At 54.0% G+C, this 24,090-nt stretch carries 25 protein-coding genes and 3 pseudogenes; 4 read left to right on the top strand and 24 right to left on the bottom strand.

Annotation, left to right across the window (positions count from 1 at the left end):
- Nucleotides 1–299 (top strand): annotated as a pseudogene (locus B1A75_RS13035) (transposase); the annotation flags it as partial.
- A 282-nt stretch (nt 300–581) separates the two neighbouring features.
- Nucleotides 582–782 (top strand): excalibur calcium-binding domain-containing protein, encoded by a 201-nt coding sequence (locus tag B1A75_RS20790; RefSeq protein WP_079936343.1) that lies wholly within the window; start codon nt 582–584, stop codon nt 780–782.
- Between the two features lie 88 nt (nt 783–870).
- Here the strand turns inward: B1A75_RS20790 and B1A75_RS13025 are convergent, their stop codons facing one another.
- From B1A75_RS13025 to B1A75_RS12995, 8 genes and pseudogenes are all read right to left on the bottom strand, one after another.
- Nucleotides 871–1,842 (bottom strand): YbgA family protein, encoded by a 972-nt coding sequence (locus B1A75_RS13025; protein WP_074044812.1) that lies wholly within the window; start codon nt 1,840–1,842, stop codon nt 871–873.
- A 364-nt stretch (nt 1,843–2,206) separates the two neighbouring features.
- Nucleotides 2,207–2,358, bottom strand: a pseudogene (locus B1A75_RS20785) (hypothetical protein); the annotation flags it as partial.
- 31 nt (nt 2,359–2,389) lie between these two features.
- Nucleotides 2,390–3,160: a 5-oxoprolinase subunit PxpA gene (locus tag B1A75_RS13020; protein ID WP_074044811.1), complete on the bottom strand. Its 771-nt coding sequence runs from the start codon at nt 3,158–3,160 to the stop codon at nt 2,390–2,392.
- The gene (locus B1A75_RS13015) at nt 3,157–4,128 is read right to left on the bottom strand and encodes a 5-oxoprolinase subunit C family protein (RefSeq protein ID WP_079936342.1); all 972 of its coding nucleotides are present in this window, start codon (nt 4,126–4,128) and stop codon (nt 3,157–3,159) included. The genes B1A75_RS13020 and B1A75_RS13015 overlap by 4 nt, the downstream gene beginning before the upstream one ends.
- Nucleotides 4,121–4,813 (bottom strand): 5-oxoprolinase subunit PxpB, encoded by a 693-nt coding sequence (gene pxpB, locus B1A75_RS13010; RefSeq protein WP_074043429.1) that lies wholly within the window; start codon nt 4,811–4,813, stop codon nt 4,121–4,123. Before pxpB ends, B1A75_RS13015 begins: the two co-directional genes overlap by 8 nt.
- On the bottom strand, nt 4,810–5,559 hold the full coding sequence (locus B1A75_RS13005; RefSeq protein WP_074043481.1) for an IclR family transcriptional regulator: 750 nt from the start codon (nt 5,557–5,559) through the stop codon (nt 4,810–4,812). Before B1A75_RS13005 ends, pxpB begins: the two co-directional genes overlap by 4 nt.
- Nucleotides 5,560–5,690: 131 nt before the next feature.
- Nucleotides 5,691–6,134 carry a GNAT family N-acetyltransferase gene (locus B1A75_RS13000; protein ID WP_074043430.1) on the bottom strand — a complete coding sequence of 148 codons (444 nt, stop codon included), beginning with the start codon at nt 6,132–6,134 and terminating at the stop codon, nt 5,691–5,693.
- A 41-nt stretch (nt 6,135–6,175) separates the two neighbouring features.
- Nucleotides 6,176–7,696, bottom strand: a complete 1,521-nt coding sequence (locus B1A75_RS12995; protein ID WP_074043431.1) for a bifunctional ADP-dependent NAD(P)H-hydrate dehydratase/NAD(P)H-hydrate epimerase — start codon at nt 7,694–7,696, stop codon at nt 6,176–6,178.
- Nucleotides 7,697–8,066: 370 nt separating this feature from the next.
- Here B1A75_RS12995 and B1A75_RS12990 point away from each other — a divergent pair, with 370 nt between their 5' ends.
- The gene (locus B1A75_RS12990; protein WP_074043432.1) at nt 8,067–9,257 is read left to right on the top strand and encodes an MFS transporter; all 1,191 of its coding nucleotides are present in this window, start codon (nt 8,067–8,069) and stop codon (nt 9,255–9,257) included.
- A 12-nt stretch (nt 9,258–9,269) separates the two neighbouring features.
- Here the strand turns inward: B1A75_RS12990 and B1A75_RS12985 are convergent, their stop codons facing one another.
- From B1A75_RS12985 to B1A75_RS12920, 14 genes and pseudogenes are all read right to left on the bottom strand, one after another.
- Entirely contained in the window at nt 9,270–9,668 is a 399-nt protein-coding gene (locus B1A75_RS12985) for a hypothetical protein (RefSeq protein WP_074043433.1), read from the bottom strand.
- Nucleotides 9,669–9,731: 63 nt separating this feature from the next.
- A complete protein-coding gene (locus B1A75_RS12980; protein ID WP_074043434.1) occupies nt 9,732–10,136 on the bottom strand; it encodes a thiol-disulfide oxidoreductase DCC family protein in 405 nt (134 codons plus the stop codon).
- Nucleotides 10,136–10,819 (bottom strand): SOS response-associated peptidase, encoded by a 684-nt coding sequence (locus B1A75_RS12975; protein WP_074043435.1) that lies wholly within the window; start codon nt 10,817–10,819, stop codon nt 10,136–10,138. Before B1A75_RS12975 ends, B1A75_RS12980 begins: the two co-directional genes overlap by 1 nt.
- Nucleotides 10,820–11,021: 202 nt before the next feature.
- Nucleotides 11,022–11,711, bottom strand: a complete 690-nt coding sequence (locus B1A75_RS12970) for a sensor histidine kinase (protein WP_074043436.1) — start codon at nt 11,709–11,711, stop codon at nt 11,022–11,024.
- The gene (locus tag B1A75_RS12965; protein ID WP_139268042.1) at nt 11,708–12,136 is read right to left on the bottom strand and encodes a hypothetical protein; all 429 of its coding nucleotides are present in this window, start codon (nt 12,134–12,136) and stop codon (nt 11,708–11,710) included. Before B1A75_RS12965 ends, B1A75_RS12970 begins: the two co-directional genes overlap by 4 nt.
- Nucleotides 12,133–12,528, bottom strand: coding sequence for a response regulator (locus B1A75_RS12960; protein ID WP_239691213.1), 396 nt, complete (start codon nt 12,526–12,528; stop codon nt 12,133–12,135). Before B1A75_RS12960 ends, B1A75_RS12965 begins: the two co-directional genes overlap by 4 nt.
- A 106-nt stretch (nt 12,529–12,634) precedes the next feature.
- Nucleotides 12,635–13,435 carry a diguanylate cyclase gene (locus tag B1A75_RS20330; protein ID WP_254866635.1) on the bottom strand — a complete coding sequence of 267 codons (801 nt, stop codon included), beginning with the start codon at nt 13,433–13,435 and terminating at the stop codon, nt 12,635–12,637.
- Nucleotides 13,428–14,237, bottom strand: coding sequence for a response regulator (locus B1A75_RS20325; protein WP_254866634.1), 810 nt, complete (start codon nt 14,235–14,237; stop codon nt 13,428–13,430). The genes B1A75_RS20330 and B1A75_RS20325 overlap by 8 nt, the downstream gene beginning before the upstream one ends.
- A gap of 143 nt (nt 14,238–14,380) precedes the next feature.
- Nucleotides 14,381–15,310, bottom strand: a complete 930-nt coding sequence (locus tag B1A75_RS12950; protein WP_074043439.1) for an alpha/beta hydrolase — start codon at nt 15,308–15,310, stop codon at nt 14,381–14,383.
- 141 nt (nt 15,311–15,451) lie between these two features.
- Nucleotides 15,452–16,765, bottom strand: a pseudogene (locus tag B1A75_RS12945) (acyl-CoA dehydrogenase family protein); the annotation flags it as partial.
- A 162-nt stretch (nt 16,766–16,927) separates the two neighbouring features.
- On the bottom strand, nt 16,928–17,983 hold the full coding sequence (locus tag B1A75_RS12940) for an RNA-guided endonuclease TnpB family protein (protein ID WP_079936341.1): 1,056 nt from the start codon (nt 17,981–17,983) through the stop codon (nt 16,928–16,930).
- Nucleotides 17,984–17,987: 4 nt separating this feature from the next.
- Nucleotides 17,988–18,386: an IS200/IS605 family transposase gene (gene tnpA / locus B1A75_RS12935; RefSeq protein ID WP_074042906.1), complete on the bottom strand. Its 399-nt coding sequence runs from the start codon at nt 18,384–18,386 to the stop codon at nt 17,988–17,990.
- A 435-nt stretch (nt 18,387–18,821) separates the two neighbouring features.
- The gene (ald, locus tag B1A75_RS12925) at nt 18,822–19,955 is read right to left on the bottom strand and encodes an alanine dehydrogenase (RefSeq protein WP_074042905.1); all 1,134 of its coding nucleotides are present in this window, start codon (nt 19,953–19,955) and stop codon (nt 18,822–18,824) included.
- Nucleotides 19,956–20,073: 118 nt separating this feature from the next.
- Nucleotides 20,074–21,309, bottom strand: a complete 1,236-nt coding sequence (locus B1A75_RS12920) for a PucR family transcriptional regulator (protein ID WP_074042904.1) — start codon at nt 21,307–21,309, stop codon at nt 20,074–20,076.
- Nucleotides 21,310–21,462: 153 nt separating this feature from the next.
- Between B1A75_RS12920 and B1A75_RS12915 the strand changes: the two genes are divergently transcribed.
- Nucleotides 21,463–22,020 (top strand): PTS sugar transporter subunit IIA, encoded by a 558-nt coding sequence (locus B1A75_RS12915; protein ID WP_239691170.1) that lies wholly within the window; start codon nt 21,463–21,465, stop codon nt 22,018–22,020.
- Nucleotides 22,021–22,206: 186 nt separating this feature from the next.
- Here the strand turns inward: B1A75_RS12915 and pstA are convergent, their stop codons facing one another.
- Together pstA and pstC are read right to left on the bottom strand one after the other, a co-directional pair.
- Nucleotides 22,207–23,103 carry a phosphate ABC transporter permease PstA gene (pstA, locus tag B1A75_RS12910; protein WP_074042903.1) on the bottom strand — a complete coding sequence of 299 codons (897 nt, stop codon included), beginning with the start codon at nt 23,101–23,103 and terminating at the stop codon, nt 22,207–22,209.
- Nucleotides 23,104–24,036 carry a phosphate ABC transporter permease subunit PstC gene (gene pstC, locus B1A75_RS12905; RefSeq protein WP_074042902.1) on the bottom strand — a complete coding sequence of 311 codons (933 nt, stop codon included), beginning with the start codon at nt 24,034–24,036 and terminating at the stop codon, nt 23,104–23,106. It abuts the gene before it with no gap.
- Nucleotides 24,037–24,090 lie beyond the last annotated feature (54 nt).

Below are 24,090 nucleotides of genomic sequence, written 5' to 3'. Positions count from 1 at the left end.
AGGAGAACTCTTCCGGCCATCGCAAAGGGAAATATAAAATCTCCAAGCGGTGACGGAAACGGCTGCGATCAGTGCTGTTTCGGTTGGTGATTCATCTGTTTCGGCATAACGAGGCGTTTCGCGAGCTGCATGAGTATTATACGACCCGATCCGTCAATCCGCTGACCGGAAAGCAGTCCATCGTCGCCTTGTGCCGGAAGCTGTTGAATGTGCTGTTTGCGATTTGTACGAAGAAACAAGCGTTTGACGCGGAGCGAATGAAACAGGACGTCTTGTCCCAGGTGCAACGGGCGGCCTAAGGCCTCCCCCCTGCGAACGGAAGAATCGTTGGACAACGAGATGACACCGGAGAAGCTGGCGTGATTTCATCCATTCGACCTTGAGTCCCTAAAGGAGCTTGGCCGGCCTCCGCCTGATGACGAGACCGAACGAGGGAATGTTGGCGCGAAGACGCCCGGAGACATGGGAGGGTTCGTCCTCATCAGCGACGCGGAGATCCAAAGGGTGCATCGAATATGCTTCCCCCCGTGGCAGGAAAATATAACCAGCCGTGGCCGCGAAGCGCACCCTAGGTCTGTAAGATATCCACAAAACTGAAAAAGGATGTAAGGGATTTTGTCGAAAAATATTTTTTGGACACCCCTGAGAGGCCGAAAAGCCTTGATAGATCAACATTTCTAGAGGGAGGAAAAACGAGATATAAGCCTTATGTATCGAAAGCACTATACGATGCCAACAAACGATTGGATCGAGATAAAGATGGGATCGCCTGCGAACGATAGTCTTTCGCCCTTCGTTCTGCATCTTGTTAAAGCCAAAGGGCCAACCGAATCGCCCTTTGGCTTTTGGTTTCTTCGAATGGGCGATCGCTTACACCGCCGTTTCTCGTCCTTTGCCCGAATCGCGGACATCTAAGAGAGCAGGCGGGTACGGGGCGAAGTACCGCTGTTGCAACAAATAATCGTTTTCTTCGCGAATGGCCCATGATTTCAAGACGCTTGTCACACTGCTGAGCGGCAGTTGTTGCGCCCGGTATTGCGCCAGCAGTTCCAAAACATATTGCTTTTCTTTCTCCGACATCCCTTTTTTGAAATAGCCCATCAAATGTTGGCAAACGTTCACATGGGAGCGGCGCTGTGGAGCGCGGGCAAATAACGCGTGCAATCCTTGTTCATATGCCTCAAGCACCTGTTCAACCAGTAGGCGTTCGCGATTCGCCACCAAGCGGCCAAGCTGCTTCAACCACTTTTGGCTGTACGCCATAAATAAATATTTATGCTCAGAGTGGAATTGCACAAGCGCTTTCATGGACCCCTCCGCTTTCACTTCGCGGAATAAGGCGAGCGAAAACAACTTTGTCAAAAAGTGTTCGCGAATGGCCGCATTCGTCAAGCGCCCTTCTTCCTCAATGGCGGCATTAGGGAAGCGTCGGAAAACATGCTCGGCGAACAGTCCGACTCCCTTCTCAACCACCATGCCGCTTTCCTCGTCGTCATACACTCTCACATCTTTGATGCCGCACGTCGGGGAGCGCCCCTTTAAAATGAATCCATCGACTTCTCCGACTTGGCCGAAAAAGGAGGTGGCAAATTCATTCATTTCCCTCGTCCAATCTCGGTTCGTCGACGACTGCACAAGCCGCCTTTCCTCGCCGCGTTTCACAAGTCGGACCGTTTCCCGCGGAACCCCAAGCCCAATGGCCACTTCTGGGCATACAGGCACAAGCCGAGCAAACTCCCCTAAACGAGAGACAAACGAATTGTGAATGATATCGCCGTTATACCGACAGGCAGAAAAGCCGAGGCATTCGCTGACAACCACCGTTGGAATTGCATAATGCATTTCTCTTTATTCTCCTTTCTCGTTCCGTCATCTTACTTTTATTGTAACCATTCGAACAAGTGACTGTCATGAATGACGATTTCATTAAGTCTGTCAAAAGAAGAGGCTTCGGACACTCTCTTTACTCAAGAAGGCCGGTGAAAAACGATTATTTTCGCTAAATCCGTTCGTTTTGGTTAGAAAAGAAGGGTTTATTTTGCAATGTTTTCCAATATCGAGAAAAGTCGGTTTTAAGCTTCTTTTTTATATTACCGTCCTTCAAGAGACCAACTCACTCTTACCACTGCGCCACCAAGCGGCAGTGGGCAAGACGACTCAACATGCAAAAAGCGTCCTAAACAACTCCTGCTTAGGACGCTTTATTTTAGCAGAATAGTTGCGGCAGTTGCTGCATAGCGGTATGACGCCCATATACTCCATCAAAACGACGACAATGGCGCCAAACACGGTGAGCCAAAGCGGGTGGCGGTAGTCGCCGACAATGTCCCGCTTGTAAGCAGCGACAAGCATACAGCCCCGGCCAACACACTGATTCTGCTTTCTTTCTTCATCGTCTCTCCTCCCGTTGCACCGCCTGAATGGCGATTCCTTCGTTTTGCAAGGCTTGATAGAGCCGCTTGGCAAATCGCACCGCTTGTTCATTGTCGCCATGGAGACAGACGGTGTCGGCTTCAATCGCCACGTCCGTCCCTTGCACCGAGCGAACGCGCCGGTCGCGGATCATCATGAGCACTTGCTTGACCGCTTCGTCTTCATCCGCGATGATAGCGCGCGGATCGCTTCTTGGGGTGAGCGAACCATCCGTCTGATACGTCCGGTCGGCGAACACTTCGCTCGCCGTCCGCAAGCCGCAGGCGCGGCCGGCGCGGATGAGTTCGCTTCCCGACAAGCCGTATAAGACAAGCATCGGATCGACATCATGCACCGCTTTGGCGATCGCTTCGGCCAGCGCCGCGTCTTTCGCCGCCATATTGTACAAGGCGCCGTGCGGCTTCACATGCGTCATCACGCCGCCTTCCGCCTTCACAAACGCAGCCAGCGCGCCGATTTGGTAGACTACATAGGCGTATACTTCCTCTGGCGAAACGGCCATGGCGCGCCGTCCGAAGCCAAACAAGTCCGGAAACCCCGGATGGGCGCCGATGGCAACGCCATGACGAATCGCAAGCTGCACCGTCCGCCGCATGACGAGCGGGTCGCCGGCGTGAAACCCGCAGGCGATGTTGACAGAGGTCACATACGATAAGATTTCTTCCTGCCCAATCCTATACACCCCAAAGCTTTCGCCGAAATCGCAATTCAAATCAATCGTCCTCACCGTTCTCCCTCCCATTGACGGCGAATGGCGGCAACCCAACGAATCAATCGATGATGTTGTTCCTTATAAAGCCGCGTTGCTTCCTCCGAAGTAACCAACTGAAATTGAAGACAATCGCCCGGGCGAGCCTGCGCCAAAATCGGCAAATCGACCGCCGCAACTTGGGCGATGCGCGGATAGCCGCCCGATGTTTGGCTGTCGGCCATCAATACAATCGGTCGGCCGGATGCCGGGACCTGCACCGTACCGAAAACGACCGCTTCCGAGACCATCTCCCGCTCGCGTACAAGCGCCAACGCTGGTCCAGAAAGCCGATAGCCGGTTCGGTCGGACTGCGGCGTCACTTCATAACGGGCGGCGAAAAACTGGCAGCGGCTCGCCGGCGTAAATTCATCATACTCCGGACCGGGAACCGCGCGCACCGTTTTCGTTTTCCCGTGAATATAGGAAGCGGCTAGACGCGAAAGCCCCCAGCGGATCGAGCGAACCGCAGTGAACGGGTGCGCAGCGCCGACCGGAAGCACATCTCCGCGGCGCAACGGCCGCCCCGCCAAACCGCCAAGCTGCGCTGGAACATACGTGGAGCGGCTGCCCATCACGGGCGGCACATCGATGCCGCCTGATACCGCGATATACGCCCGAAACCCCGTCCGACACACTCCCACTTCGAGCACATCCCCCGGTTTGACGGTCTCCGGTTTCCAAAGGGAAATCGGCCGCCCATTGAGCGCGCACGGGAAATCGCCCCCGCATACCGCAACGACGACCTCAACGCGAAACCGAAGCGTCGGTCCGGCCATCGTCACTTCCAGCACTGCTTCATCACCGCTGTTGCCGACAAGCGCATTGGCAAGACGATATGCCCATGCGTCCATGGCTCCGCTCATTGGCACACCGGCATGCCGGTAACCGGTGCGTCCGCTATCTTGGACGGTTGTAAAAAATCCGCTCTCGATGACGTCAATCATGTTCCTCTCTCCAACGTGCAAATTCCTTGGCGTCAATGGGCTGAAACTCGACGATGTCGCCAGCGGCAAGCAAACTCGGCTCAGCCCGGCGCGGGTCAAACAGCTTCAGCGGCGTCCGGCCAATCAACTGCCAGCCGCCCGGCGTGGCAAGCGGGTAGACGCCCGTCTGTCCGCCGGCGATGCCGACCGAACCGGCTGGCACTTTTGTGCGCGGCACCGGCCGCCTTGGCGTCGCCAAGCGCGGCGACAGCCCTCCTAAATAGGCAAATCCAGGAGAAAAGCCGATCATATAAACTCGGTAGCGTCCGGTCGAATGAAGCGTCACCACCTCGTTTTCCGTCATCCCATGAAAGCGGGCGACATCCGACAAATCCGGACCGAATTCGCCGCCGTAACAGACGGGAATGACGACCGTACGCGCCAAACGCCGCGCCGCTTGTTCAGACCGCCTGATGTTTTTCCTTAGCCATGCGCCTATGCCGATGTAATCGATCACCAATGGATCATAGTAGATGGTGAGCGACGAAAACGCCGGCACGATCTCCTCGATGCCTTCTTTTTTCTCTGCCTCAAGACGGGCTGCCGTCCCATGGACGACCTCGTTCACCGCCTCATCAATGCAGTCCGCGAACCGAACCGTCACCGCATATTCGCATAGCGGAAACAACGTATACTCCACCATCATCCCTTCCCTCGAAAGCCGAGTTCGCGCGAAATGTCCATCGCCGCCTTCTTCAGAAGCGGAACGATGCGCGCCACATCATCCGACGAAAAGCGTTGTTCCGGCCCGGCAACGCTCAGCCCGGCAACCGCCGCGCCTTCATGGTTGAAAATCGGCACAGCAACGGCGGCCGAATAGTTTTCCAGCTCAGAATAGCTGACCGTATAGCCGCGGTCCCGGTCTTCTTCCAACAACCGGCGCAACGCTTCTTTGTCGGTCACCGTATGTTTGGCGATTTTGACAAGCTCGACTTGTTCTAAATAACGTTCCCGATCCGCCTTGTCCATAAACGCGAGCAACACGCGCGGACACGCACCGGCGTACAGCGGAGCGCGCCGCCCAACTTTCGTATAGACGCGCACCGGCTCGGACGTTTCGACTTTTTCAATATACAGCGCCTCATCGCCGTCGCGGATGACTAAATTGACCGCTTCGTTCGTCTCCTCTTTCAGCCGCTTCATCACTGGCAGCGCCGCCCGGCGAATATCGAGCCGCTCGGCGACGAGCGCGCCAAACGTCAAGAAGGCTAAACCGAGCTCATAGTGATCGCCTCGTTTTTGCAAAAAACCAAGGACAACAAGCGACTGTGCCATCCGGTACACCGACGTTTTGGGCATCCGAAGCCGCTCGACCATTTCCGGCAGCGTCAACCGTTCGCAATCGAGAAACAAATCAAGCAGTTCTTTTGTTTTTAAGACCGTTTTATTCACCATTGCCCCTCTGTTCCGAATATCAGAATATCAATTCCAAAATACGAGTTATATATTTTTTATTATAATGAAAAGTGGAACAACTTTCTACCACAAAATGAAAAGCGCCCGCTGAACGGACGCCGTTGAATTCAAATCGATAAGCGTTTCAAAAACACGTAACTCACTTTTTGATATTCCATTTTTTCCTCATAGAAGCGATGGGCGTCAACCCGCTGGAGGCCGGATGACAGCGAGACAATCCCGTAGCCGTGCTCCTTCGCCCATTCGTGCACATGCGACAGCAACGCTTTTCCATACCCTTTCGAACGTTCGCTCGAAGCGGTAACCAAATCGCACACCCAAATAAAGCGACCGTTATAGAGCGTAATCATCGGCATGAATCCGACAACGGCAACCATTTTGTCCTGATCATATAACGCCGCAAGCTTATACCCTTCTTTTTCTTGCGCTTCACGCACAAGCGCAACATACGTTTCTTCATCCAAATGGGTGCGCAGCTCGCGCATGACCGGAAAGGCGCTTCTCACTTCTTCTTCGGTTTCGAGCCAAACGAATTGCCGCACGATTCCCATCTCCCTTCTCTAGTCAGTGCCCCTTTCAATGGATCGGCTGATCATGTCAGCGAAGCGAGCACAGCCGGCAAGGCATCCACAACGTCCGACGCCAATACATCCCAGGGCGAATGACCGTGTTGAACAAGCCAATCAGCAGCCTTTCCATGCACGAAAACAGCATTGCTCACCGCCGGCTGCACCGCCTCGTGCTGCAGCAAAAACGCCGCCACGATGCCCGTCAACACGTCACCGCTGCCGCCTTTCGCCAAAGCCGGGTTGCCGGTCGTGTTGACATATTGCGATCCATCCGGCCCCGTAACAATCGTATACGGCCCTTTCAACACGACATACACGCCATATTCCATCGCCAACCGCTTGGATACCCCAAAGCGGTCGTGCTCCACCTCGCGAATGGAGCGATGGACGATGCGCGCCATTTCCCCCGGATGCGGGGTGATCACCGTCGGCGCGCTTCGGACGCGCACCTGTTCGGCGTAATCATCCCAGAAAAATAGGGCATCGGCATCGAGGACAAGCGGCACCGGACGGCGCACAAGTTCGCTGACCAGGCGGCGCACCCCTTCCGTTCGCCCCATGCCTGGACCAACGGCGAGCGCATCGACATCCAGCCCATCCCAATCGGTCGCACCGGCAAATGCGCCGTCATCAGCCGGCCACGGCCTACACATCGCCTCGGGCACCCGGTTGGCGACCGCCTCGTACACCGTTTCCGGAACCGCCATGGTCACAAGTCCGGCCCCGCTTCGCAGCGCCGCTTTGGCGGCGAGCGTCACCGCTCCGGCCATCGCCTGTGACCCGCCGACAACAAGCAGTTTGCCGTACGTTCCTTTATGAGAGAACCGCTTCCGCTTTGGCATCGTTCGTATGACATCGCTTCGTTCCCACACGAACCGATGGTCTGCATTCGCTTTGACCGCCAGCGGCGGAATGCCGATATCAACGACAACCATTTCTCCGTAATAATCGACAACGGGGAAGGTATACGCCCCAAGCTTTGGACATTGAATGGTGAGCGTCATATCCGCGCGAACGGCCGCGGCGACATCACCGCCATCCGCCGGCACCCCGCTTGGCACATCGATTGCATACACAACAGCCCGCGAGCGGTTCACTTGTTCAATGATTTCTTGATACGGAGAACGAACCTCACCTTTCACGCCGATGCCAAGGAGCGCATCAATGATCACGTCGTAGTGCGGCGCACGCATCGCAAACTCTCGTTCATTCCCTTCATACGGAATCCACGAATACCCGGACCGCTCGTACACCTCAAGCGCCGTGCGCGCTGCTCCTTTCACCTTTTCCTTTGGTGGAACGAGCCATACATCGGTTTCGTAGCCGTAGCTTTTCAACATGCGGGCAACGACAAACCCATCCCCGCCGTTGTTGCCCGTCCCGGCAAGCACCGCCACGTTAGCGGCGCGTGGAATTCGTTCTTTCAGCGCTGAAAACAGCGCCTGCCCGGCGTTTTCCATCAATGAATCAGCGCTAATGCCGATCCGCTCCGTCACTTCCCGGTCGATGGCGTACATTTCATCAGCTGTTACGATCGGAATCATTCTCCTTCCTCCTCGCTTCTTTTGGCCTCCGTCCCCTTTGACGCTCCATCTTTTACACATGTTGGCCATGGGAGAATCAGGCTTCGAGAACGAACCACGATGCCCGATGGAGCGGTCTTTATGGAGCGTTCATGAAACGTTTGGCGTTCCCTGCCGCGCCTTCCCATCATCAATGTATATAGCATAACGTTCGACGCAAGAAAATGAGCGGTTCAACTCAACGCCAACCGCGCTTGCACCGAATGGGCGCCACATCATTCATCAGCCAAACCGCAGGCGCGAATCATCACTGTCTGTAGACGATATAGGCAAAAAAGGAGTATAGTAGAAATAGGCAATCCCGTAAAAGTCAAAAAAGAGGCGACCAACATTGACGCACATCGAAAAAGGAAGCAACAAATACCTTAAAGCAAGCATATCGCTCTTTTTTGGCGGCTTTGTGACGTTTGCCGTCCTATATACGCCCCAGCCGCTGTTGCCGATTTTCGCCAAACAGTTTCACATTTCTGCCGCGGCGGCGAGTTTAACCGTATCAGCATCGACCGGCACGCTCGCCGTCATGATGCTGATCGCTGCCAACTTATCGGACCGAATCGGCAAAAAACGGGTGATGATCGCCTCGATGTGGCTGACGTCGCTGTTGGCGATCGCGATGGCGTTCAGCCCGAATTTTCCGATGCTGCTTGCGGCGCGCACGCTCGTTGGCATCACGGCAGCCGGCATCCCTTCGTTGGCGATGGCGTATGTCGCCGAAGAATTCCACCCAGCAAGCATCGGCAAGGCGATGGGGCTCTATATTAGCGGCACATCGATCGGCGGCATGGCTGGACGGATATTGACGGGCGTACTGACCGATCTCTTTTCCTGGCGTTCGGCGCTTGCCATCATCGGCCTTCTATCATTGGCGCTTTGCCTCGCCTTCACCGTCCTTCTACCTGCCCCAAGACAAGCGACCAAACGACGGAGCAGCGAAACGGTATGGCGGGCGTACGCCGTTCACCTTCGCGACAAGCCGCTTGCGGCGCTGATCGTCCTTGGTTTTTTGTTTATGGGCGGGTTTGTGACGATGTACAATTACATCGGCTTTTTGCTGAGCGAGCCGCCGTATTCATTCCGCCAATCCGTGCTCGGCTTTTTGTTTATCGTTTATGTGTTTGGCAGCTTCAGTTCTGTCTATATGGGGCGTCAAGCCGATATATACGGCCATGCGCGCACCCTGCGCCTGTCGGTCGCCTTGACGGCGCTCGGGGCGCTCGCCACGCTCGCCCCGTCCGTGTTCGTGAAAATCGCCGGCTTGGCGCTGTTTACGTTCGGCTTTTTCGGTTGCCATTCGATCGCCAGCGCCTGGATCGGCGAGCGGACGCACGTCTATAAAGCGCAGGCGTCGTCCTTGTATCTTCTTTTCTATTATTTAGGATCAAGCCTTGCCGGAACAGCCGGCGGCTACGTCTGGGCGCATTTTCATTGGAGCGGCGTCATCGCCTTTATCGCCGTGTTGCTCGCCTTGTCCTACCCGCTTATCCGCTATGCGGAAAAACGACGGCCATCGCCTTCACGATGACCGCCGCCTCGATTATGGCTGCTTGGCGATCACTTGCAACCCAAACTGCAGGCAATCGTCGCAAATCGCCGCCAGCGGACCTTTGGCCAGCCTTGGTTTTTCTTTGAGACAAAACGAGCAGCGGCCGCCGCCATGCGCCTCTTCTACCTCCATGGCCAGCGTTTCCTCAAGTTTTTCCAATGAGAAGACAGCCAACGCCTCGTATACATTATCAAGCAAATGATCATCAATATAGGCACATTTTCCTTCCCAACGGAGCGCGATGAGTTTCGCCGCCACCGCCATCCCTTCGTAAAACCGGCGCCGAGCCTCATCCTCCCTTTGCTCGGCCATAGCGATCAATTCATCGGCAAAACGCTCAAGCGCCCGAGGCGTGCATTCATCAAGCCACCGTGTTGTTCCGTTTGTCATGCACATTTCCCCTCCCTCGTTTCTTTCCCTTTTCAATACGACAAACGGGCGTATTTTCCTTCTTCACCGCGGCAATTCATCAAGAAAACGGGATCGCAGCTCAAGCGGCGGCAGCTGACAATGATCGCGCTTCGGAGCGAGACGATGCCGACGATTGGCAATCGCGTCATACATATGATCGCGCAACAGCCGTGGAACGAGAAATCCAGCCGCTGTCAGCCAATTCCACGGCCAAGCTAGACGCCGGCCGATGCGCAGGACAGCGTCAGATTTTACATAACAGCACCCGTTCTCGATGAGGACGACACTGTCTTCTGCTGACATCTCCTGCTTTGCCAGCAACGCTTGGCCAACGATGCTCTGTTGCGCCGCAAAGCGGAACACCGCCTGGCGGTCGCGGGCGGCGATCCAGTGCGCGCTCGCATGGCAAAACAGGCAATCGCCATCAAATAAGATGACAGGATGCATCACGTTCCCTCCATTGACCGGCTGTCGACCGGCTTGATGCAGGCGATCACGTCGTTTTTCGGCGAGTTGACCAGCGGCGCCACTTCGTACATGCGCATCTCGCCGCTCGGATACGGCGACAATAACGATTTCAAGTACTCGCTGTCGTCCAAACGCGGATCAAGCCAGTCGTCATGCCGCTCGGGAGGCAACATGACCGGCATCCGATCGTGGATGGGGGCGATGAGCTCGTTCGCCCTCGTCGTGACGATCGCGCACGTCTCAAGCGGCCCGCTCGGCCCGTCCCAGCGCTCCCACAGTCCAGCAAAGGCAAACGGCTCGCCCGTTTTGAGGGTAAACCGGTACGGCACTTTTTTCGTTCCTTCCTTTTTCCATTCGAAAAATCCATCGGCTAAAATCAAACAACGCCGCCGCTTGAACGCATGGCGAAAACTCGCCTTTTCATCGACTGTTTCCGCCCGGGCGTTGATCATCTTGGCGCCGATGCGGGCATCTTTTGCCCAAAACGGCACAAGCCCCCAGCGCATCATTTTGCCGATTCGCTCCCCTTCTTCCACAATGACCGTCAACACCTCCTGGCTCGGGGCGATGTTGAACCGGGGCGCGAGCGGGCCTTGATAACGGAAGTGAAACTGCTCCTGCAACGCCAACAAATCGACAGTTAATGTAAACCGCCCGCACATGCCTCTTCCTCCCTTCTTCTCGTTAGCTCGATGGAAGCAAACCATCTTCTACCAGCAAACTGTCAACAACGCTCTCCCCATGTGCGCTCATCTTTATGAAAGTGTAAGTCTTCCTAGTTGAGTGATGATCCAAATCCTTTCCTTCTCAGTTTATAAAAAAAGCGGCCGAGAGGGAAATCCGGCCGCTTGATGAAAAGAAGCATCAGTTCACCTCTTGCGGCACCGGCGCCAGAGGAAACCGAACCGTAAACGTGCTTCCTTTTTTCTCTTCCGAAACGACGGTTACCTCACCGCCGTGCGCTTTCGCAATTTCTTTGACGATCGTCAAGCCGAGCCCTGTTCCGCCGATGCGGCGGCGATCGGAGTTATCAACGCGGAAAAACTTCTCGAAAATATGCGGCAACGCTTCCGCCGGGATGCCAGGCCCTTCATCTTGCACATCGACGCACAGGCAGCCGCTATGTTCATACAACCGGATCACAACGGCTCCACCGTCTGGAGAATATTTCACCGCATTATGAACTAAGTTCGTAAACAGCTGCCGCAAACGCTCTCTGTCGCCGCGGATCATCGTCCGCTTTGTCTCGATCAAGACGGAAAACGCATGAATATCCGTCCCCATTTTTTCGGCATCGATGACTTTTTCCATGATCGGAACAAGATCCACCGGCTCCCAACGATACGTTTGCCGGCCGGCTTCCATGCGCTGCACATCGAGAAAATCATTGATCAAAGCCGTCAGCCGCTCCGCTTCTTGGCCAATGGCGGTCAAATATTTTCGCTGCCGTTCCGGCGCAAGCGGTTTGTTCAGCAGCAACTCCGCCAAACCGAGAATGCCCGCAAGCGGCGTCCGCAATTCATGGCTGACCGTGCTGACCAACTCGGATTTCATCCGATCCACTTCCGCCCGCGCTCAAACGCCTCCATCGCTTTCGGCATAAGCTGTTCGAAATAACGGATGAAAAACTCGCGGGCATCGCGAAGAACCCGCTCATCTTCCGGATGAGAAGCCAACGGCTCCATTTCCCGCAATACTTGCTTCACGATTTCTTGTTGCTGAAAGACGCTTTCTTTAAACGACGGACGTCCAAATGCAAAATAGCCGCGCACATCAAAAAACGCTTGCGTAAACGCCCGATCAAGCTGGCGGGTGAGAATTTCCTTTTGCTCGAGCCTTTGTTGCGCCGCCTCAAATGAACGGACGAGCGACTGCTGGTACATCACAAACAACGCCGAACCGAGAATAAACAACATCGTACATAAAACCATCAGCGATACAAATCGGGATGCAAGGTTGCGACGAAAGCGCATTGTCATCTTTCATTCAATACCTCATTCACTTTTTTCACAAAATCCAACGGGTGATACGGTTTTTCGATAAACAAATCCGCACCGGTTGAAAGCGCCCGCTCTCGGTCGGCCGGCTGGGTTTTCTCCGACAGCATGATCACTTTCGGACGTTTCCCGGGGCAGTCACGGCGAACATGTTCGAGCACCTCGACACCGCTATAAAACGGCAACATATAATCCAGCACCACCAAATCATAATCGCGTTCGCGCAGCTGCGCGAGCGCCTCTGCTCCGTCCGCCGCATCGTCCACTTGATGCCCTTCATCGGTCAACAAATCGACTGCCAACATGCGCAACACATCTTCATCCTCAACAAGCAAAATCTGTTTCAATCGTCCTTCCTCCCCCTGCTTCATCATGTTCGCCGCCTGCTTCTCCCCTTGCCGGCCAAAGGAAAATCCTCTTCCGCTCTCCCCGATGCCCGACGGGGGAATCCCATAAAAGCATAGAACGGTCGACGCAACTCTACATCCGTTTCAGCAATCGGCTGACCCGCGCCTCGAGCTCAAGCCGTTTAAACGGCTTCGTTATATAATCGTCCGCTCCCAACTGAAGCGCCCGCGCGATATCTTCTTCACTTTGCCGCATGGTCAACATAATGACTCTATACCGTGAGGCATCACGTCGGCTACGAAGACGGCGCAATACCTCAAGCCCGTCCATTTTGGGCATCACTCCATCCAAAATGACAAGGCACGGCGAGCGGTCCTCGTGCCACGATGACTCGACAAACGACAGCCCATCCGCAAATGCCCGCACTTCACACCGTTCTTTTCGATCCCGGGCAATGTGTTCAAGAAGATCTGCCACAATCGTGCGAACAATCACATCATCGTCAACGACCGCCATTTTCATGGTTTTTCGCTGTTGTCTGCCGCCGAGCTTTTCAGCAGCCACCGTCCGATCACGACCACCGTTTTTGGCCGCATACATCGCCGCATCCGCCTGCTCGAGCCAATCATCAAGCGCCGCGCCTCCTGCGTTCACTTCCACAATTCCACAAGAAAAGGTGCAATGGAACACCGTGTTCCCCCCGGAAAAAGAGCAGGAGCGAAATTGGTCGCGAAGCCGCTCAATGACTTCGATCGCGTCTTGTTGCGGCGTTTTCGGCAAAAAGAGAAGGAATTCCTCACCGCCGAAACGAAACGCCAAGTCATTGGGCCGTGTTCCGTTCCGAAGAAGCGCCGCAAATTCACGCAACACTTCATCTCCGACTAGATGGCCGTACTGATCGTTAATCTTTTTAAAATGATCAAGATCAAGCAATGCAATACGGCTTCCCGAGCCGCTCCCGCTCGTTTTCGAACTGGCGATAGGCCTCGGGCAAATATTTGCGGTTGTATAATCGCGTCAATTCGTCGACAAGCAAAAGACCTTCCAACTGCCTTTTTCGCTCCAGCAGCCGATTCACGCGAATAAGAAATTCGGATAAAGAAAACGGTTTGACCATAAAATCGTCAGCGCCCAACGCATAACTTTGCAGGCGCACCTCTTCACGATCATCGGCGCTGATGATGACGGTTGGTACAAATTGTTGGCCAAGCGCCGCTTTCAATTCTTTAAGGACAGTCAACCCGTCCGTTCCCCTTATGTGGACATCGATGACAATACAGTCGGGCTTCACCTCATAAAATTGCGCGATCGCCTTTTCCGGTTGGGCGACGGTGACAATATGCCAACCTGCTTTTTCCATTTGCTCTTTCATAAACATAAGAAAAAGCGGATCGTCGTCAATCATCAACATCAATGGCGCTTCCTCGACCTCCGCTTTCGAAAGCGAAAAATGGGGCGGAATGTCGCGATACGTCTCATCGTAATACCAATGCATCAGTTCATAAACATGCTCCTTCAATGCAGCGGACGTCCATACGTTTCCGCTTTCCTCTTCAAGCCGCTTCATGAGGCGGCGCGCTTTTTTCCCCAGCTCTTCCATGCCGATAACCGCTGCCGTCCCCGCAATGTTATGGAAGAACCGATACACCTCTTCATACGTAATCGTTTCCGCCCGCTCCCATTGTTCCAATTTGGCGCGAATATTGCGCCAAAAATGCTCCTTATATTTGTCCATGGCCGGACGCTGCCCCTCCTGTTTTCATCTCATCTCCTTAACGGCACAAAAAAGAAGGAACCGCCGAAGCCGTTCCACTATTTTTCATTATATATGGCTTTTGTTGTGCTGTACACGATCAAATCAATTTTTTCTAGCCTCTGTCACTCAAGCGACTGTAAAAAAGAAAGCATGCGGCTCACGTATTGGTCGCCATACAACGAGAAACTTTTGACATGATCCGCTTTGTCCGTCAGCCATAGTTGAAACGCATCCGGATGGGTTTTGTACAGTTTTACGCTTTCCTCATACGGAATCGAATGGTCGTCTTTGCTGTGGATGAACAAAATCGGCCTTGGCGCGACACGATCGACCGCATGGATGGGAGAAGATACGCTCAAATCCAAGTCGGCAAGCGCTGGGATGATGGCCAAAATCAAATACGTAAACGGTACATCCGGCAAATGCGTCCAAACCGGCATGTTGGCGCGCAAATACGATTCAAGATCGCTAAACGGGCTGTCCGCAATCACCCCGCGAACATCGCCGTCCTCTGCCGCCGCCAAGATCGACGTTGCCGCTCCCATGGAAATGCCGTATAAGGCGATCGGCTCGCGGTAATGACGTTTCGCGTAATCAATGACGCCGAGCAAGTCGTCCTTCTCTTTGACGCCGATCGTAATCATGTCCCCTTCCGATTCACCGCTCGCACGGAAATCGAACAAAATGACACGGTACCCTTCAGACACGAGCCGCTTGGCGAGCGGCAAAAACGGCACGTTTTTCTGAATCCGGTTGCCGGCGTACCCATGGGCAAAAATGACCGTCATCTTCGCCTCTCCTTTAGGCGGAATGATCCAGCCTTCGAGCGCCGTTTTCCCATCTTTGCTTGTGAATGTCGCACTTTCATACGCCATGCCATAGTCTTTCGGCGTCACGGCAATCGGCTCGCGCGGTTTATGCGTCAGCTGCCAGCCGACATAAACGGACAAACCGACGCAAGCGAGCAACCCCAAAATGACAACGCCAATGGCCGCAGAAATCCAAACGCGCCGTTTTGTCCGGCGCGGCGTGCGCACCAATTCCATGCGCATTTCCCCCTTCTTGCTTTTTCCCTTTCTTTCATCCTACTTGTGCAATTGGTCATTTGGCAAACAAAAAAGAGATGTCCGCAAAAGAACGAACATCTCTTCCGCCAATGGCCCGCTTGAAACACAATCTGCCATACCGCCAACTTACGAATGCGCAAGCGGCGCAGACGCTCCTTTACATCTGACGATCAAGTCAAACTCACGCACCGACGTCATGCGTTCATCAACGAGCCCGCGCTCCCAAACATGGCACAAAAACAGCTCAGCGATCAGCCTATTCCGTTCGTTTTCTTGCCCGCGTTCCAAAGCGATGACGCTCAAATACAGATCGCACATCCGATTGGCGATCGCTTTCGCATGGAACGTCTGGACCTCTTCCGCCTGGCCGTTAAGACGCGCCAGTGCTGCCCCCCATTCCTTAAGCCCTTCTTCGACCGGGCGGGCGAGCGGCTTCACGTCAGCTGCCAAATGCTCAAGGCGCTCCTGCATCTCGGCGGCAAACCGTTCGTGGATGCGATATTTGCGCATCAAACGCAGCACCTCGAGCGCCAAAATGTTCGCCGTCCCCTCCCAAACCGTCAGCACTTGCGCATCGCGCAACAGGCGCGGCGTGACGAAATCTTCAATATACCCGTTGCCTCCATGCATTTCAATCGCCTCATGGCTGAACGCGATCGCCTCTTCAGCGGTGCGCATCTTAAGGAGCGCGATCAGAAGCCTAAGCCATGCTTTCTCCGCCTCGCCCGCTTCATGCGGCGCAGTCATCACGCGGTCAAACAAGGCGATCATGTCAAAGCAGGCGCTCGTTTCCACTTCCTGCCTCGCCGTCAAGTCAGCCAACGTATGGCGCACCATCGGGTAATCGGTCAGTTGATGGCCAAAAGCGGTGCGCTGTTCGGCGTATTGTTTCGCTTCCTCGAGCGCCCGCTTCATGATGCCGACCGAGGCGACCGCATTGCAGACGCGCGACAAATTGAGCGCTTCCATCATATAATAGAAGCCTTTTCGCGGATCACCAACCACATACGCCTCGGTCCCGTCAAACACGACTTCGGCCGACGGCACGGCGCGCACGCCTAACTTATCTTTTAGGCGGCGAATCGAGATGCCGTTTAACGTCCCATCCTCCTTGCGCCATGGGACGAGAAACAAGCTCAGCCCTTTCGTCCCCGGGCCGCTCCCGTCGATGCGCGCCAATACGAGCGCTACACCGCAGCGGCCGGCATTGCTGGCAAAATATTTTTCCCCATATAGTTTATAATGGTCGCCGCACGGCACGGCACGCACCGCGTTGGCGCCAACGTCCGACCCGCCTTGGCGCTCGGTTAAAAACGTCGCCCCTTCGTACAGCTCGACTTCCCCAGTGGAGATGACATGGGGCAAATACGTCGCTTTCAGCTTTTCATCGGCGAAATGCTCGAGCACATAGGCGGTCGCCATCGTCAGCGTCACCGGGCATTGACACTCCACACGCCTAAAGGGCGTGGGATTCTTGGGTCGTTCGCGTCCTCATCCATTTCTGGTTCGGACAACGCCCAAGTTCGGGGGTGTGTCATCACCCCGTCCCATCGGGTTAGCCTGTACCCCAATGGGCGGCGCACCTGTGACCAGTGCGCTAGGTTAGGCGGCGAAGCCCGAAATCGCTTTGGCGATGTTGATCGCGCCATTCAAGTCGGCATGAATCGCATATCCGCATTTTTTGCATTGGAAGTGGATGCCGTTTCGGTTCGCTTTCTCCCGATGCCCGCATCGGCATGTTTGGCTTGTATAGGTCGGCTTCACCCACTCCACCCGAATGCCCGCCATTTCCGCTTTATAGGCAATCATCGTTTGCAATTGATGAAACGCCCAGGAATGGAGACTTCGTCCTGCTTCTTTTGCCGATGTTGCCCGCTTTCGAATCCCCGTCAACTCTTCCATCCGAATCACGCCAACACCGTTGGCGAGGGCAAAACGGACGATTTGACGGCTGATTTTATGGTTCCTATCCTTCATCCAGCGGGACTCTTTACGGCCGATTTTGCGAATCATATGGAGCTTCTTGGCTTTGCCCAACGTTCGCCGCAAAGCCGCATATCGTCGGCGTACAAAGGCGCATTGGCTCCCTTTGAAAAACAACGATTTCGTTCCTACGCTGGCAACGGCGATATAGCGAAGCCCAAGGTCAACCCCCATCACCTTTGTTTCGTGTCGCGGCTCCAYTTCAAAGGTGATGGTGATMGCCAAGTACCATTTCTTTCTCTTTTTGTAGAGCTTGGCTGCCCCTTGTTTGGCGGTTCCATTGATAAGCCGATTCAGCCACGCTTCTTGATAGGAACGCGTGACGACAGGCACGCCRATTCGYTTCTCCAGTGTGGGGAATGAAACCGTGTAGAACTCTCCTTTCTTTTCCACCTTTACGTTTTGGTTGTTAAAGCAACACCATAATGTTCGGAACTTCTTTGTTTTCTGGTTTTTCTTTTGAGACTTCACTTCTCGAATCGTCTGATTCACGACGGCRGAAGGAAACCGCTGCGACGAAAACTCTTTAAAWAKTTTGCTCGTCGCTTGATTCAGYTCGGGATGATTCAACAGCCAATTCGCAAACGMTGTATTCACTTCTGTCATCCGTTCRTACATGTCTTGTTTGACTTTCGTTGGGTTGTGCAGCTCCAGCYTTAGTGTGATSGTSGGCATGGATTCACCCCCTTTTCTTTTGAGATTCCACATAGCGTTTTATTGTTTCACTTGATACATTCTCTGCTGTACTAACGAAGAAAGAGCGTGTCCAAAGACTAGGCAAATGAGACAAGTGTTTAAATTCCTGTCTTAATCGTCTGGAAGTCACTCCTTTCACTCTTGCCATAATATCTGATGGAGAATCAGAAGGGAGGCAATTCAAGAACAAATGGCAATGATCAGGCATCACTTCCATAGCAAGGATGACCCAATCATTCTCTTGGCAAATTTCTTCTACTAACTGCTTGAATCGCTCTTCCACTCTGCCTACCAACACCTTTCTTCGATAACGCGGACAGAAAACAAAATGATAGTGAATCAAAGATACAGTTGTTTTCGTTCTTCGATATTCTTGTTCCATATTATGAATAGTATCAGTTTAATGGTTATACTGCAGCACCTAAAGATAAAAATGGTTGCTCGAAGCAATCCTCTTAAGGGATTACCGAGCAACGCCGTCTTTCATCCCACGATTGAAACCGTGGGATGAAAGACGGCTTTTTCTGTAGAATTCTTCACGCGACACTGCCTGTTTTTCCGGAACGTTCACGAAATCACCTTCTTTCCAGCTTTCTATTTTCATTATACACTGGCCGCTTTGCCGAACGAAAATGATTTGGCATAACGCAACGGGTGACATACTCCCGCCGCCTACGCTCACTTGCAGAAATGGCGGCCTTGTCGGTTTAGGACGATAAAAAAAAGCCGCCCGCTATGGGCGGGCGATTCGTGATGCGAATGGGCAGTGATGAACAGGCGGCCGACAGCGCGCGTTGCCGGCCGCGCCAACCAGCGGTTAGTTGGCAGCTAGCGTTTTCCCGAGCGCTTCGCGGGCCGGGACGTAGCGGTAACCGAGGTCACGGGCGACCGCTTCATACGTAATTTCGCCGTTGGCGACGTTGACGCCAAGTTCAAGAGCTGGATTATCAGCGATGGCTTGGATGACGCCTTTATTGGCGATTTGCAAGGCGTATGGGATCGTGACGTTCGTTAAAGCGATCGTCGATGTGCGCGGGACAGCGCCAGGCATGTTGGCGACCGCATAATGAACGACGCCGTGTTTGACGTACGTCGGGTTGTCATGTGTCGTGACGTGGTCGCTCGTCTCGACAATGCCCCCTTGGTCGATGGCGACATCGACGATGACCGAGCCCGGTTTCATCGCTTTCACCATGTCCTCGGTGACGAGCTTCGGCGCCCGCGCCCCTGGGATGAGGACAGCGCCGATGACAAGGTCGGCCTCTGCGACCGCCTCGGCAATGTTCATCGGGTTGGACATGAGCGTCGTAATTTGGTTGCCAAAAATGTCGTCAAGCTCGCGCAAGCGGTCAGCATTCAAGTCGATAATCGTGACATCTGCCCCGAGGCCGACGGCGACTTTCGCTGCGTTCGTGCCGACGACCCCGCCGCCGATGATCGTCACTTTGCCGCGGGCGACGCCTGGGACGCCGCCAAGCAAAATGCCTTTGCCGCCGTACGGTTTTTCTAAAAATTGCGCTCCGATTTGCGCCGCCATCCGTCCGGCGACTTCGCTCATCGGCGTCAACAGCGGCAGCGTGCGGCCGACTTGCACCGTCTCATAGGCAATGGCGATGACGCCGCTTTCTTTTAAGGCGCGCGTCAACTCCGGGTCGGCGGCCAAATGCAAATAGGTGAACAAAATGAGACCTGGGCGGAAATAGCCGTATTCGCTTGGCAGCGGCTCTTTCACTTTCATCACCATATCGGCTTGCGCCCAAACATCTTCCGCCCGCTCGATGATTTGTGCGCCGGCACGGGCGTAATCGCTGTCGATGAAACCGCTTCCGACCCCTGCCTCTTTCTCAATCAGCACCGTATGTCCTGCCTGAACGAATGACAAAACGCCAGCCGGCGTAATGGCGACACGGTTTTCGTTATTTTTGATTTCCTTTGGCACTCCAATAATCATGGATATCGTTCCTCCTCGTCAGAAGTGGCCTTACTTAATAGTATAAAAGAGAGGGAACGGGCCGGGCATTGTTCAAAAAAGAGAAAGAAGCGCCCGGCTTTTGTGGATTTCCACAAATTCAACCGCGCGCTTCGTATTTCGCTAATTTAATATCAATGTATAATTTAATTTTTTGATTCATGTCATGGAGATCAAGCTCGGCGATGTCGGCGATCCGCTTGAGCCGATAAGCAAGAGTGTTCGGGTGAACGTTGAGGACGTCGGCGGTTTCTTGCACGTTTTGATTATGGTCAAAAAACGTTTCAAACGTTTTCACCAAGTCGCTATGATGTTTGCGGTCGTACGATTGCAGCTTCGTTAACGCTGGGTTGGTCCATTCCCCTTGCCGTTTTTGTTCAAGCAAAAAATCAAAAAATTGGTAAATGCCAAGCTGGGCATAGCCGTAAACCGACTTGATTTCATCGCCGAGCTTTTCTTTCAGCGCCAGGACGGCGAGCGCTTCGCGGTAGCTTTTTTCAATGAGGCGATAAATGCCATACACGCCGCCAAACCCGCATTGTACATCGTGGATGTGAAATCGTTCTTTCATTTTGGCGGCGAACGACTCGATGAACGCATTCAGCTCTTTGAGCGGCTGGTCGGTTTTGGGCGCCGCCAGCAAAATCACATCGCGGCCGTCGGTCGTATAAAGAAGGAGCGGGAGTTGCTGGGTCGTTTGCAATAGGTAGGAAATTTGCCGCTCCATTTCGGCGGTCAAATCGGCGGCAAAGCGGAAGACGACAACGGCAAACTGCGGTGCGGTCGGGATTTGCATCGCGGCGAGATGAGCGTGGATTTCGTCTTCACGCGCGATGTGGCCGGTGAGCAGCTTCCAAAACAGCTCTTGCACCCGCTCTTCTTTTTTGTTTTTGCGCATATACAGCTGCAACACTTTGTTTTTCGCCGCTTTCGCCGCCAGCTTCAGCCATTCCATCTCCTCGGGCGAAAGCGTCCGGTTTGTTTCGAGCACCCAGATGAAGCCAATCACCTCATCGTTTTTCCAGATCGAGACAGCGACGCGGCTCCCGAGGCCCACGTCTGGAATCGGCGGCACGCGCACCGGCTCGCGGCTTTTGAGCAGCGCTGGGATGGCGCCTTGTTTCCATAAGCTGTTGATCACTTTTTCCGGCACACGCCGGCTGATGATCGTCGCCGTCCGCGCCGGGTCGGTGTAATCATCATGGGCGCTGTAGGCGATGAGCCGATGGTTCGCGTCTTCGATCGTTACCGGGCATTTCAGCACGTCGCTGACGCGGTCGGCAAACTCTTCAAGACTGTCAAATTCGCCGCGGAACGGGTCGGTATCATAAGACATATTGGCTCCCTCGCATCGTCCATATGATTTGTAGTTTCATTTTATCATAAATGTGAATCCACCACCGTTATTGTATGATGAAAGAAAGGAATGGCTGCGCTTTCTGTCGAATGAAGGGAAGAAGGGATTGGCCAAGGAGGAGGATGACACGCTTTGTTCAAAAAATGGTTTGGCAAGCAACAGCCGAAGGAAGAGACGATCACCGCGCCGCTCGACGGGACGATCATGCGGCTTGAAGACGTGCCGGATCCGGTGTTTGCGCAAAAAATGATGGGCGATGGCCTCGCCATCGATCCGGCGGATGGGGATGTCGTCGCTCCGGTCGATGGCGAAATCGTTCAGCTTTTTCCGACGAAACACGCCATCGGCTTGCGTTCGGAAGCGGGTGTGGAACTGCTCATCCATGTCGGCATCGACACCGTGTCGATGAATGGGGAAGGATTCGCCTATGTCAAAGCCGGCGACCGGGTGAAACGGGGGGATCGGCTTCTTTCCATCGACTTGCCGCTTGTGCGCGAGAAAGCGAAAAGCGCGGTGACGCCGATCATCATCACGAATGGTGATGCCCTTGAGAACCTCAAGAAAAAAGCTGAGGGAGCGGCGGCAAAAGGGGATACGGCCTTAATTTCAAGTGAAGATGAAATAAGGGCGGCGAAGGAACACTTACTGTGCGGTTTTTTCCCGCATCCGGACGACAAGTCGTGGAACTGAGAAGCTCCCACTTCAAGCAAAGCTAAGTTGGAGTAGTTCACAGAAAAGATTGGCGAAAAGAAATAAATGCCCCTTCTAAGTGAGAAGAAGGTGTCCCAAAAGGATCGGGACACCTTTTCTAGCGTCAGGCTGATCGATGAATCGATGCTCCCTTTCCCCAAACAGCCGCTTTGTCGGAAAAATGGGTCAACGCGGCTTTTTGCGTTGTGTAAGCCATAGCGGAAAGCGGATGGCAAAGCTAAGGAGCAAAACGATCACCACGAGGAGGGCGGATGTTTTTTGGGCAATTTCCTGCGCGTCAGCGACGAGCGCTTCGGACTGGATATACCATAAGTGGACAGGGAGCGTTGCCCCTTCCGAAAGAAGATGAAAATCCCACATCTCCCCGGATGCCGATGTTCCCCCGACCAATAAAATAATGGCGGATTCGCCGAACGCGCGGCACGCGACGAGGCTGACGCCGGTTACAATACCTCTGGCAGCGGCAGGGAGAACGGTTTTTAAGATCGTCTGCGTTTTGGTGGCGCCTAAAGCGAAAGAGGCTTCCCGCCATGTTGATGGCACGGCTGTAACGGCTTCCTCCGTGACGCGGGCCAAAACGGGCAAATTCAATAAAGCCAGCGTGACAGCTGCCCCCAGAATGGTGACGCCAATTTGGAAATATTCCACGAATAGAGCGTAGCCGAATAGCCCAAACACAATCGACGGAACCGATGCCAAGCTTTCGATGGCGCCGCGGACCCATTCCATGGATCGGGTGCGCGGTGCGTATTCAGCCAAAAAGATGCCGGCGCCTATCCCAATTGGAAGCGATAGGAAAAGGGATAAAAAGAGAATATAAAGCGAATTCCATAAAAACGGGCCGATTCCGCCGCCTGCATCGATTTCTTCAGGCAACCCGACAAGGAAATGGACATCGATGTCGGGCAATCCTTTCCGGACAATTGTATAAAGAAGAGCCAAAATCAAGGAAAAAATAGATAAGGAAACGGCGCTGATCAGCCCAAGCATAAGTTTGTTGATCGTGCGGCGGGTGCGGAAACGCCCCATTTTTTTGCTTGGAACAGAAACCAGCTCATTCATTTATTGCCCTCCTTTCAGCCGCAAACGGCGAATGGCCATAATGAGCGAAATCGAAATCAAAAGCAACAAAAACGCCATCATGTAAAGAGCGTGGTTGGTGGTCGATTGAAAATCGACGTTTAAAATTTGCATCACGATATGACTGGTCAACACGCTGGTCGGAGTGACCAAGTCAAAGCCGAATTGGGCCACGTTGCCGATTACCATCACTACGGCCATCGTTTCACCGATGGCGCGCGCCATGCCGAGGATGACGGCGGCGGCAATGCCTGATTTCGCAGCTGGGAGCACCACTCGGACGATCATTTGGAATGTTGTTCCCCCAAGCGCATAGTTTGCTTCCCGCCATTCGTTTGGAACGGCGCAGAGGGCGTCATCAGTAATGCGGGTGATGGTCGGCAAAATCATGATGGATAAAACGATAGCGGCGGCGAGAAATCCGTCGCCGACCGGGGCCCCCGTGTGTTCGCGGATCCATGGAATGAGCAAGGTGGCCCCTAAATAGCCGTAGACGATCGATGGGATGCCGACCAATAAATCAAGCAGTGTGCGAAGCCATTGCCGCAGCCATGGCGGGGCGATTTCCGCGATAAACACCGCCACACAAATCGAAATCGGCGTTGCGATCAGCAGGGTCACCAAGGTTAAATACAATGTACCGGCGATAAAAACGGCAGCTCCATATTTGCCGTGTTCCGGGTCCCAACGGGAGGAGAAGAAAAATTCCCAAAGTGATACGTCCCGAAACACGAGAAAACCGGTTTCGCTCACGAATAGAACGATGGCGCCCAATACGGCGCCAAGGAATATGATGCTTCCAAGGCATAGAAAACGGAAAAAGCGGTCGGCGGCATATTTGGCGGCCCAGCGGCTTTGACGGCGGGCCGTCAACAAGTTCGTTGCGTCAGTCCAATCCGGCGATAGTTTCTCCATTTGCGCATCCCCCTTCCCCTGTTGGCGGAAAAATCAGCCTCTCCGCCGGGAAGG

Source organism: Geobacillus sp. LEMMY01, assembly GCF_002042905.1.
Classification (GTDB): Bacteria; Bacillota; Bacilli; order Bacillales; family Anoxybacillaceae; genus Geobacillus; species Geobacillus proteiniphilus.
Note: the sequence above shows the minus strand (reverse complement) of the source record. Positions and strands in the feature narration are given on the sequence as shown.